Origin of the sequence: Sagittula sp. NFXS13 (assembly GCF_040148795.1) — a bacterium.
GTDB classification, from domain to species: Bacteria; Pseudomonadota; Alphaproteobacteria; order Rhodobacterales; family Rhodobacteraceae; genus Sagittula; species Sagittula marina.
Window position 1 is genome coordinate 67,524 of record NZ_JAGEMH010000015.1, and the last position, 11,941, is coordinate 79,464.

Here is an 11,941-nt window from a genome sequence, read left to right on the forward strand (position 1 = left end):
ATGTCTATTGCGCGCGCCTCCATCGACAAGGCGTTGATCACATGGCTTTTGATGCTGGCCTGCCTTTTGGGCGGCATCTGGGGATTTGCCACGATTGGTCGCCTCGAAGACCCTGCATTTACCATCAAGAACGCCATCATCATCACGCAGTACCCCGGTGCCAGCGCTGAACAGGTGGCAAGAGAGGTCTCTGAACCCATCGAATCCGAGATTCAGAAGATGGGTGAAATTGACTTCATCACCTCGTCAAACAAGCCTGGAATCAGCCGAATTTCAGTGAATATCGAGTCAATTTACGACGGCACCGAACTGCCTGCCATCTGGACGAAGCTGCGCAATCGCGTGAATGACGCGCGCAGACACCTGCCACCGGAGGCCATGACGCCCATCGTCAACGATAACTTCGGTGACGTGTATGGCGTTTTTTATGCGGTTACGGCGCCGGGCTTCAGCGACGCAGAAGTTCATGAGATTTCCGAATACATGCGCCGCGAAATGTTGGCAGTAGATGGCGTCGCGGACGTGGCCGTGGCGGGCCTTCCGTCGGAAGCCATCTATGTCGATACGCGGACCTCGATCATAACAAATCTCGGGATCGGCCCGTCAGCGATCGGCGCGGCATTGTCAAATACGGACTCCCGCACAACGGCAGGCAGCGTGTCGCAGAACGGGCAGGACATTCGCATCCAGGCACCGGAGGGGTCAGACACAGTTGATGAAATCGCCAACCTGACCATTGGGGTTGGCGGAGAGGTCATCGATCTGTTGGACCTCGCGACCGTGGAACGGGCGCGCGTGACAGAACCTACTGAGATCATTCGCTTCCAAGGGCAGGAAGCCTTCACGCTCGGGGTCGCTGGCAAAGGCTCTTTGAATATTGTTGACGTCGGCAATCGCGTCGATGCGCGTCTTGACGAGATCATGCGTGACGTGCCTGCGGGTGTCCAACTTCACCCGATTTACCAGCAGCACGTGGTCGTGGACGAAGCCTCCAACGACTTTTTGATGAACCTCGCCATGTCGGTTGCAATCGTGGTTATCGTTTTGGCACTGTTCATGGGCTGGCGTGCGGCCGTGGTCGTCGGGGCAACACTGCTGCTGACAGTTGTTGGCACAGTTTTCCTCATGTCGATCTTTAGCATTGAGATGGAACGGATCTCTCTTGGTGCGCTCATCATCGCCATGGGGATGTTGGTGGACAACGCCATCGTGGTGGCGGAAGGCATGCAAGGCGATATGGCGCAGGGCAAATCGGCCCGTGACGCCGCCGAAGACGTCGCCAATAAAACACAAACGCCGCTGCTTGGTGCGACGGTCATCGGCATCATGGCGTTTGCCGGGATTGGTCTGTCGCCAGATGCGACGGGGGAATTTCTGTTCTCGCTATTTGCGGTTATCGGCATTTCGCTTTTGTTGTCATGGATTCTGGCGATCACCGCGACGCCTTTGCTTGGGCATTACTTTTTCAAGGTAGGGTCCGGCGAGGGAGGGGATCATTACGGTGGCCCGCTCTTCCGTGCGTATCGCGCGACGCTCTCGGTTGCTCTGAAGCTACGCTATCTGGTGATCCTCGCACTTATCGGAATTACGGTTGTGTGCTACATCGGCTTTGGCCAGGTGAAGCAGCAGTTCTTCCCAGACAGCAACACGCCGATTTTCTATGTCCATTACAAACTGCCGCAGGGCGCCAGCATCCACCGTGCGTCCGATGACATGCGTCTGGTCGAAAACTGGTTGGCGGAACGTGACGAGGTGGACAGCGTGGCGACCTTTATCGGTGGCGGGGCGACGAGATTCATGCTGACCTACGCGCCGGAGGAAGCTCTGCCAACCTATGGGCACCTGATCATTCGAGCCAACAGCCTCGAAGAGATCCCGCCGCTGCGCGCAGATCTGGAAGCTTTTGGCCGCAGCACATTGACAGAGGGTGAATTCCGCACAGAGCGGCTGGCCTTTGGACCTGGTGGCGGGGCGCCCATCGCAGCGCGCTTCTCCGGTCCCGATCCGGTCGTCCTGCGCGAATTGGCGGAGCAGGCCAAAACGGCATTTGTTGCGACATCCGACCAGTTGCAGGATTTGCGCACCGACTGGCGCGAACGTGAACTGGCCATTGTCCCGCGCTTTGCTGACGAACGCGCCAAGGCGGCCGGCGTCACGCGTGAGGATCTTGCACAAGCGTTGGAGATCGGGACCGACGGAATTCAGGTTGGCTACTATCGTGAAGAGGACCGTCTGATACCGATCATCTTGCGCTCCTCGAGCGCCAGAGACGAAGGGGCGGCCCATCTCGCGGACCTTCCGGTCTATTCGGACGCTGCGGAAACATACATTCCCGTGGCGCAGATCGTGAATGGTTTCACTTGGGAGGCGCAGAACACGTTCCTTGTCCGGCGAGACCGGGTGCCAACGATCACGGTCCTTGCGGGCGTGCCCGCTGGCGTAAACGCCTCTGCTGTGTTCGCCGAGGTGCGCGGCGCGATCGAAGCGATCGAGTTGCCAGAGGGATATGTGCTGGAGTGGGGCGGCGAGTATGAAAACTCGACTGAGGCGCAGGCTTCGTTGGGCAAGCAGTTGCCACTGTCCCTGATTATCATGGTGCTGATCTCCGTGCTGCTGTTTGGAACGATCCGCCAGCCAGTGATCATCTGGCTTCTGGTGCCCATGAGCGTGAATGGCGTGGCCTTGGGGCTCCTCGGGACCGGATTGCCATTCTCCTTCACCGCGCTTTTGGGATTGCTCAGCTTGTCGGGCATGTTGATCAAAAACGGCATCGTTCTTGTCGAAGAGATCGACCTTGTGCGCGCGGAGGGCGTACCGTTTCGTCAAGCGGTGCTGGACGCCTCAACCTCGCGTTTGCGGCCAGTGGTTCTGGCGGCAGCGACGACGATTCTCGGGATGATCCCGCTCCTTTCGGATGCGTTCTTTGCTTCGATGGCGGTAACGATCATGGGGGGCTTGGGCTTTGCATCCGTTCTGACGCTGATCGCAGCGCCTGTGTTCTACTACAGCTTCTTTCCGGGCGCCCGGAAGGAAGACGCCGCTGCGCGCAAGGCACAAGCGGCCTGATCTTATTTGGCTTGCCTGTGGTGCGGTTCTTTCCCGCACAGGCAAGCCTCATAAGGGATGTCTCGAAGATCTCAGCGGGTCTGAGGGTTGATCATCAGTGGGGAACCACCTGCAATAAGCGCGTGATCAGCGCCGATAGTTTCCGGCTAAGCGCCACTTCAGCTTTGGCACTGCCATCCGCAAGGGTCGTTGCATCGACGACGTCCGAGTGCAGGCCGATTTGGGAAGACACTTTCGTCAATCGGCCTGCTTTTAGGGCGGCTGCTTCGGTCTTATTTTAGCGGGGCAGGCGGTAGGCAACCACTTGGTCGGACACTTCCGGTTTCAGGATCGTGTTGCCGCCGGAAACGAAGACCACGTATTGCTCGCCTTCATGTTCAAATACTGCCGGGTTCGCGACCACGGGTGCTTCGAGCAGGTCGGACCAAAGCACTTTGCCGGTCTCAGCGTCGATTGCGCGCACACGATCATCCATCGAGGCACCGATGAACAGCAGGCCGGAGGCGGTCAAAGCAGGACCACCGATGGTCGGGGAGCCCCAGCTTTCGGGCATGTAGAAGCCCCATTGCTGCACCGCGCCAAAAGGCTCTTCCCACAGTTTTTCGCCAGTGTTCATGTCATAAGCCAACAGCGCGCCAAACGGCGGTTTCCAGCAGGGGATGCCTAGCGTCGGCGTGACAAACTGCGTCAACTCAAACCCATAAGGAGATCCGGTTTGCGGGTAGAAGCCACTCTCATTGGCTGACCCGCCTGCGGCTTTATCGTATTCTTCGCGCGGGAAAAGCTCGAGAATCTGAACCACATGGCTGGTATTGACGTAGTAAATGCCGGTTTCCGGGTTCACGGCGCCGCCGCCCCATTGCATACCACCAGCTGTGCCGGGCCAGATCAGCGAGCCCTGCTCGGACGGCGGTGTGAAGAGGCCCTGATAGTCCAGCTCGGCGGCTTTGCGCGAGCAGTAGCCAAAGCTCATCAGATCGGCAAAACCCCAGACCCCCGGCCATTCCATCGACGCATTCGGAGGCTCCGGCGTGGTGACAAAGGGCTGTGTCGGCGATGCCTTCTCACCCACGGCGGTGGAGGCCGGCACTGCGCGTTCCTCCCAGTCAAAGATGGGCTCGCCGGTTTCACGGTTCAGAACGTAAAGCATCCCTTGCTTCGAGGTCTGCACAAGCGCGGGCACCTTTTCACCGTCCACTGTCAGATCCACCAGCGTCGGCGCGGCATTGGTGTCATAGTCCCAGATATCATGATGGACGAGCTGTCGGGACCAGATGATCTCACCGGTTTCGGTGTCCACCGCGGTGACGGAGGTCGCCAGCGGAATGTCCTGCGTGCGGTTGCCGCCCCAATAGTTGGGTGATGGGGAGGAAACAGGCAGGTACAAGATCCCTCGCTCTTCATCCACGGTCATGGCGGTCCATATATTTGCGGTGCCAGTCTTTGCGCGAATTTCGGAGGGGATGAACTCCACGGTCCATTGCAATTCGCCCGTGCGGGCGTCGATGGAAAACACCGTGCCTGCGGGCGCTTCTGCGTATTCCCAATCCTTGCCAGCCCAGCCAACGAAAAGCTGATCGCCGTAGGCAGTGGGCGGTTGCAGCAGGGACAGCGGCCATTTGTCGTTGGTGGTGTTCCACTGGTTCACGTCCAGTTGGCCGCCGTCGGCAAACTCTTCGCAGGGCACACCATTGTTGGCATCCACCGCGAACAGGCGTGCGTCCATCGTGCCGATGTAAACAGCCTTGTCACAGATCCGGCCGGTCTGCTCTTCGGCTTCCCAATAGGTGACGCCGCGGTTTTTCAACCCTGGCTGGGTGAGCGCTTCGAGTGTGCTGTCAGTGTCAAAGGACCACTTTTCCTCACCGGTAGAGGGATCGATGGCCAAAATGCGATAAAAGGGCGTGCCGAGGTAGAGCGTCTCATTTGCGTAGATTGGCGTGGCAGACCAAATGGTCTTCGGCAGGTCACCGTCGCCAAGCGACAGATCACCTGTGTGAAGCTCCCAGGCACGCTCCAGCGAGGTCACGTTCTCCGGCGTAATCTGCGTAAGGGGGGAGAATTTCTGTGCGGCCAAGTTGCCATGAAAGCCGGTCCAGTCAGTGGAGGTTTGAGCCGCAGCAGACAGGGGCAGAGCGGCGGTCAGCAGGAGAGTGCGGAGCAGGGGCATCGAAGACCTCACAGGATCAGAGAGATGACAAAGGCCACTGTGGCCACGATCAGAAGGGCCAGGACGATCCATGCGTGCAGGAAAAAAGCCGCCAGTGAGGTGCCGATCAAGCCCAAGGCAATCAGCACCTTGAAGGTCACGCGCGCCCAACCGGGCAGTCGGGTCATCACCAGCAAAATACCTGCGGCTGTCAAAGCGAACGTGCCAAACAGGGCGAGCGCCGCCCCACCCGTACCAGCGATGCCGACGTCTGCCACGTAGTTCCAAAGCATGACGGCAAGCGCCAATAAGGCTGACAGCGTGAAAGCCGACAGCCCGGGATATCTGGTAATTTGCATCGGAGTATCCTTTGTTTCCAAAGGAAAACAACTTCCGCAAGGGAAGGTTCCCAGGTTTCTTGCAATTGCAGCTATATGCGCGCCACCGGTGGCCGCGGCGCGCATTTTTAATCAGCTCAGCTGACCTCCGGAGACGCGGCGCACCAGGACATAGCAGGCCGGCACCACAAAGATGCCCACCAGCGTCGCAGCCGTCATGCCGCCCAGCACAGCGATGCCGATGGCATTTTGCGCCTGAGCGCCTGCACCAGCGGCGATGGCCAGCGGCAGCACGCCAAACATGAACGCCAAAGAGGTCATCAGGATTGGACGCAAACGCATCCGTGCAGCCTGAATTGCGGCCTCAAAGGCGCTGCGTCCAGCGACTTCCAGATCGCGGGCGAATTCCACGATCAGAATGGCGTTCTTGGCAGCCAGGCCGATGGTCGTCAGGATCCCCACCTTGAAGTAAACATCGTTGGACTGACCAAATATCAAGGCAAACAAAAGTGCCCCTGCAATGCCGACCGGCACAGACATCATCACGGCGATAGGGATGGTCCAGCTTTCGTACAATGCAGCCAACGACAGAAAGACCACCAGCGCCGACAGCGCATAGAGGTAGGGCGCCTGGTTTCCGGATTGCTGCTCCTGGAAGCTCAGGCCTGTCCACGCCACGCCATAACCGCCATCCAGCTCGCCGGCGAGTTCTGCAATCACCTCCATGGCTTCACCAGAGCTGGTCCCCTCGGCGGGGCTGCCAGAGATGGAGATCGCACTTACGCCATCAATACGCGCCAGAGACGGCGTATTGGAGACCCAGCGCGTTTCCAGGAAGCTGGCAAAGCTCACCATCTCCCCGCTGTTGTTGATGGCATACCAGTCCTCGATATCCTCTGGCTGCATGCGGTGGGCTGCTTCGGCCTGAACGATCACGGGGCGCAAATTGCCATTCATATCAAAGTCGTTGACGTTCGATCCGGAGAAAATCGTCGACAAAATGCTGTTCACCGATGACACCGAGACGCCAAAGCTTTCGGCTTTCTGGCTGTCGATGTCGATCCGCAGAACGGCCTCTGTATCAGTCCCTTGGGTGCGCAGGTTGCCAAACCGTCCGTCGGCATTCGCCTTGGCCTCCAACTCTTTTGCCGCTTCACGCAACGCCTCGGTGCCATTGTTCGCGTAATCCGCCAGATACATGCTGAACCCGGACGTGTTGCCAAGCCCCTGGATCGACGGAGGCTGAAGGAACAGGATTTGGCCTGCGCGGTGGCCGTAAAAGCGGCCCATGGCACGTCCCAGGATGGCTGATGCCGCTTCTGCTTGGGCGTCACGATCTCCGAAGTCTTTGAGTTTGATGAACACCATGGCGGCGTTTTGGCCGGATCCCATGAAACTGAAACCAAGCGAAGAAAACGTCGACTCGACGCTGGGCTCTTCGTTGGTCAGGTAGGTTTCGATCTCATCAACGACCTGTGCGGTTTGCGCTGTGGTCGTGCCTTCCGACAGGTTGACCATCGCGAACATCACGCCCTGGTCTTCTTGAGGGAGGAAGGAGGATGGCAACCGCTGCACCATCACCCAGGAGGCGCCGGCCATGCCGACAATGATGGCGAGGGCCAACAGCGGCGTGCGGGCAAGAACCTTGACCACAGCGACGTAGCCGTTCGTGACCTTTTGGAATCCGGCGTTGAACCAGCGCGCCGGGGCGATGGGGGTGCTATGGCCTGACGTCAACATGGATGCGGTCAGGGCAGGCGTGAGGATCAAGGCCACCAGAGCGGACAAAACCATGGCCGAAATGATGGTGACCGAGAACTGCCGGTAGATCACGCCGGTAGACCCGCCGAAAAACGCCATCGGCAGGAACACCGCAGATAGCACGAGCGCAATGCCGATGACTGCGCCTGTGATTTGCTTCATGCCTGTCTCGGTGGCCTCAACGGGGCCGAGGCCGTCTTCCTCCATCACCCTTTCGACGTTTTCCACCACGACAATCGCATCATCCACCAAAAGGCCGATGGCGAGCACCATGGCGAACATGGTGAGCGTGTTGATGGAATAGCCCAAGCCTCCCAGCGTTGCGAATGTCCCCGCCAGAACCACGGGAACGGCAATGATCGGGATCAGTGTCGCGCGCCATTTCTGCAAGAAGATCAGGATCACGATGAAGACGAGGCCGACGGCCTCCGCCAGTGTGTGGTAGACCTTCTCAATGGAAAGTTCGACAAAGGGGGAGGTGTCGTAGGCATAGGCGATCTCGACCCCCTCGGGGAGCGAGGCTTCCAGCTCGGACAGCGTTTCACGAACGGCCTCTGCCGTATCCACGGCATTTGCGCCGGTGGCCAAGTTAACCCCAAAGCCCGCCGCATTCGCGCCGTTGAACTTGGCCGCACCGCCGTAGCTTTCCTGGCCGATTTCAATGCGGGCCACATCGCCAAGCGTGACCTGACCACCATCTTCGGCAGATTTCAAAAGGATGTTTTCAAAATCCTCGACGCCGGTCAGCTGGCTTTGCGCGGTAATGGTGGCGGTGAACTGCTGGCCTTCGACAACTGGCAGGTCACCAAGAGAGCCGACAGACACCGTAGTATTCTGCGCAGCGATTGCGCTGGTGACATCGGACGCAGTCAGCTGATATTCATACAAGGACAGCGGATCGAGCCAAACCCGCAGCGCATAGCCCGACCCAAAGACATTCAGGCCGCCCACACCTTCTGTCCGGCGCACAGGACCGGAGATCTGGTTGTCCAGCAAATCACCCAGCTCCAGGGTCGAATAGCGAGCATCGCTCGATATGATTGCACCGACGAGAAGGATCGACGAGGTTGAGCGCGACACGCTGACGCCACGGTCCCGAACGGTCTGCGGCAACTGACCCTCGATCTGGCTGACCTTTGACTGCACGTTGTTTTGCGCGTCGATCGGGTCGATGCTTTCGTCGAAGGTCAGCGAGATCGAAGAAGACCCCTCGCGCGAGGTGCCCTCCATATAGAGCACCCCGTCCATCCCGGTCATGGAATCTTCGATAACCGCCGTGACCGAGTTTTCGACCGCCGTGGCCGTCGCACCGGAATAGGTCGCGCTGATACGGATCGTCGTGGGCGCGATGTCAGGATATTGCGACACGGGCAGTTGCAAGAATGAAAAAGCGCCTGCCAGCATCGTGACGATCGCCAGCACCCAGGCAAAGACCGGGCGGTGAATGAAAAACTGTGCCATAATTTATTGATCCTGCTCGGCGTCTTGCGCGTCATCGGGGGCGACGTCCTGGACAACCCCGGTGTCGTTGATCGTCACCGGGACAGGCGACACCTTTGCGCCATCGCTCAGATTTGACAGCCCGTCCACAATGACCTGATCGCCAACAACAACCCCTTCGGTCACGATCCATGCATTCTGATAGGTGCCAGATGTCGTGAGAGAGACTTCGTTGGCGACACCATCTTTGGCCAGAAACACGGTGAGGGTGCCGTCTGCTTGGCGTTGAGAAGCGCGTTGCGGGACAAGGATCGCCTGACGCGAGCCGACATTGATGCCAACGCGCAAGAATTGTCCGGGCAGGATCATGCGGGCCGGGTTTTCGAATTCAAAACGCATGTCGACGGATCCGGTGGAGGTCGAGACCACCAACCCTGGCGTGACCAACGAGCCCGTGTCCTCGTAGCTGCGTCCGTCTTCGAGTGTCAGCGCCGCATCCAGACGGTCGCCGGGTTGCAGCGTACCGTTGTCGAATTGCGAACGCACGCGAGTGATGCGCGCGCTGCTTTCGGCCACATCGACATAAATCGGGTCCATCGTGGTGACCGTGGTCAGCGCGTCGGTCTGGTTGGCGGTAACGATCGCGCCGACGGACACGTTGCTTACCGCCACGATCCCGTCGATAGGGCTGCGGATCTCCACCCGTTCCAGGTCAAGCTGTGCGCTTTGCAGATCCGCCTTGGCCGCCGAAAGCGTGGCCTGTGCCTGTGCCAGCGAGGAACGCGCAGTGTCCACATCCCCAGTTGTGACGCCCGTACCTTCGAGCCGCGCATACCGCGACACTGTGGCTTCGGCCGTTTGCACCGCGACTTCCGCCCCTCTGACCTGGGCCTCGGCAGCGGCCAGGGCAGTTTCATAGGTATTCGCCTCCAACCGGAACAACACGTCACCGACGGCAACCCTCGATCCGGGCGAATACGGAATTTCTTCGATCATTCCGGACACACGGGGGCGTATGTCGGTCTGAGCGCTGGCCACGGCGCGACCGGGCAGGGTGACAGAAAACGGAACATTCGCTTCGTCCAAGGTGACCACGCCCACCTCCTTTGGACCGCCTGCGCCGGGCATTGGTTGAGCGGTAGCGGAGCTTGCGCAAGCTAAAAGGATGGCGCAGAGGGCAGGGCGAAGGCGTGGCGACATGGATACTCTCGAGTAAAATGGTAGGTTTGCTATTAAGTAACGTAAAACACCCGGGATTCCGTCGCGCACTCGTGCACACGGGATGGTGTTCTGACGCACATTTTGCAATGCAGAGACCTATCATCCGAGTGTTTTGCAAGGGTAAAGCGCCATGGTCGCGCAGCAGTGATGGTTCTTTGCCCAAAGTGTTTGCGAAAAGAGCGCAGTATATGCCGCCACACGTCAGGCCGACGCAATCCCGAAGATCGTGGAACAGTCGCCATAGGCGTGGAGTAGAAACGGTCTGAGTTCTTACATGTTTCAACCAGAGAGCTTTCGGGATCACGCGGCTGGCCCACTTTCAGCACCCTTGCCAACGGGCGGCGACATCGGACTGGATATATTTGGTCTCGGTATCGCGTTGTTCGCCAGTGCCCTGATTAATGACGCTCTCCGTCTGAGTGTAGCCTTTGTCCAAAGCTCGGGACGATGCGAGGGAGATCGCAGTCCAGGTTATAGAAATATCTCCTTTGCACGTCAGAGGCGCATCAAACAGACAGGTGCCGCCGCCAACCAGCCGATACTGAGCGCGCCTCCCTCCGGATAGCTGCCATTGGCCTATAACGGAGGGCTGAAGGAGCGTGGCTCGCTAACGATCCTCTGACCGGCAGAGCATTTCGGTACGAAATGTCCCGAGAGGTTGGTTCGATCCGGACATGGCTTGGGTGCCGCCGCCGATCAGTATGCGAGGCCAGCAGCCACAGTATAGAGATGCCGAGATCCAAGCGTGTCTGAGCACTGCCCGGCAGGCGATTTGCATCGCAAATAAGCCGAGATGGGAGATCACCGGGAGCAGCGTCGGCGATGCGCCATGTTACCTGAACGGCTCAGCCAGCCCCCCGCGTTGATGTCGTTATCGGCTCGGCCACCGCGGACGGTGCCTACCACCGGGGCTTCGCCCGTTCAGGGCTGAATTCACCCAGGGGATCACGACCGGAACGCCCTTCACCCCGCAAATCCCGCCAAGAAAGGCGCACACGCCGTCATTCCGCCTCGCGAGAACGCGTCGCTGTGGAAGCATCGACTGCTCGTGGAATCGCGCGAAACGAGGCCCTGCGCGTCGAAATACCTCGACCGTGCCATTTGACCAAAGTGGAGCGGATGCCACCGCCGAAGCCGCGCCGAGACGAAACCTCTCGGGACTTTTCCTTCGGAAATTCCTTTCCGGGGCGCATGGCGCGCGACTTCGATCGGCAGGTCGCCGAACTCCAAGTCCGCGCCGCGCTGCTGAACGGCTGCACTGCGCTCGGAACGCCTGTCCCTTAGTTCGTGGGATAAGTGCGTCAGGAGAAAGGGGAAGTCTGCTCGTCACAGCATTTGTGCTACACAGCTCCTAAACAACCGAACAAGGCGAACGGTGTTGCACATCACCCCTCGGTGCCGTGATGCGAACTGCCCGCGGTCATAACAAAGTTGTTCCTTGATGCGCTGTGGAGTGCGAGCCGGGATGCGCTTTGTTTCTGATCCTATCCGCGGGGCGATCCAGCGAGGTGCGGGGCGCATCATGGGAGGAATTCGACCTTGAGAGTCGCGTCTGGAAGATTCCGGGGGCGCGGATGACATCCAAGCGCCAACATCGCGTTCCGCTCTGCTCGCAGGCCGTCGGAGTCATCGCACGCCGCAAAACAAGCTGGTGCGATGGCCTTTAGCCACCGAGGGGATCGACCTTTAAACAACATGGCGCTGACCAAGCTGTTGGGGGACCGAAAAATACAGAGCGACGGACAGGGGGGGCATCGTCGCAGCACATGGTTTCAATCTCGCATCAGCGATTGGGCCTCTGAAAACAACACGTCCGCGACCTTGCTGAGCGTGCATAGGGGCTTTGTTGCACAAATCGCTTCAGGGATTCACTGTGTGAATCCGGCATGATAGCTGGGCGACATGAGCAGTTGGGCCCCTACGAAGTACAAGACCAGGAACTGGCCTTCGTACAACACATCGCTGA

At 59.1% G+C, this 11,941-nt stretch carries 5 protein-coding genes and 1 pseudogene; 2 read left to right on the plus strand and 4 right to left on the minus strand.

The window, feature by feature from the left end:
• A complete protein-coding gene (locus J4E08_RS20350) occupies nt 1-3,066 on the plus strand; it encodes an efflux RND transporter permease subunit (protein ID WP_349540040.1) in 3,066 nt (1,021 codons plus the stop codon).
• Between the two features lie 277 nt (nt 3,067-3,343).
• Here the strand turns inward: J4E08_RS20350 and J4E08_RS20355 are convergent, their stop codons facing one another.
• The 4 genes from J4E08_RS20355 to J4E08_RS20370 form a co-directional block, all read right to left on the minus strand.
• On the minus strand, nt 3,344-5,236 hold the full coding sequence (locus tag J4E08_RS20355; protein WP_349540041.1) for a pyrroloquinoline quinone-dependent dehydrogenase: 1,893 nt from the start codon (nt 5,234-5,236) through the stop codon (nt 3,344-3,346).
• Between the two features lie 8 nt (nt 5,237-5,244).
• Nucleotides 5,245-5,574: a hypothetical protein gene (locus J4E08_RS20360; RefSeq protein WP_349540042.1), complete on the minus strand. Its 330-nt coding sequence runs from the start codon at nt 5,572-5,574 to the stop codon at nt 5,245-5,247.
• 111 nt (nt 5,575-5,685) lie between these two features.
• Nucleotides 5,686-8,775: an efflux RND transporter permease subunit gene (locus J4E08_RS20365; protein ID WP_349540043.1), complete on the minus strand. Its 3,090-nt coding sequence runs from the start codon at nt 8,773-8,775 to the stop codon at nt 5,686-5,688.
• 3 nt (nt 8,776-8,778) lie between these two features.
• Nucleotides 8,779-9,849, minus strand: coding sequence for an efflux RND transporter periplasmic adaptor subunit (locus J4E08_RS20370; RefSeq protein WP_349540044.1), 1,071 nt, complete (start codon nt 9,847-9,849; stop codon nt 8,779-8,781).
• A gap of 691 nt (nt 9,850-10,540) precedes the next feature.
• Here J4E08_RS20370 and J4E08_RS20375 point away from each other — a divergent pair.
• Nucleotides 10,541-11,259, plus strand: a pseudogene (locus J4E08_RS20375) (transposase).
• The last annotated feature ends 682 nt before the right edge of the window (nt 11,260-11,941 follow it).

Bases quoted from the DNA above. Each gene is read 5' to 3' on its own strand.
- J4E08_RS20365 (WP_349540043.1), bottom strand. From the start codon at position 8,775: ATGGCACAGTTTTTCATTCACCGCCCGGTCTTTGCCTGGGTGCTGGCG.
- J4E08_RS20350 (WP_349540040.1), top strand. From the start codon at position 1: ATGTCTATTGCGCGCGCCTCCATCGACAAGGCGTTGATCACATGGCTT.
- J4E08_RS20355 (WP_349540041.1), bottom strand. From the start codon at position 5,236: ATGCCCCTGCTCCGCACTCTCCTGCTGACCGCCGCTCTGCCCCTGTCT.
- J4E08_RS20360 (WP_349540042.1), bottom strand. From the start codon at position 5,574: ATGCAAATTACCAGATATCCCGGGCTGTCGGCTTTCACGCTGTCAGCC.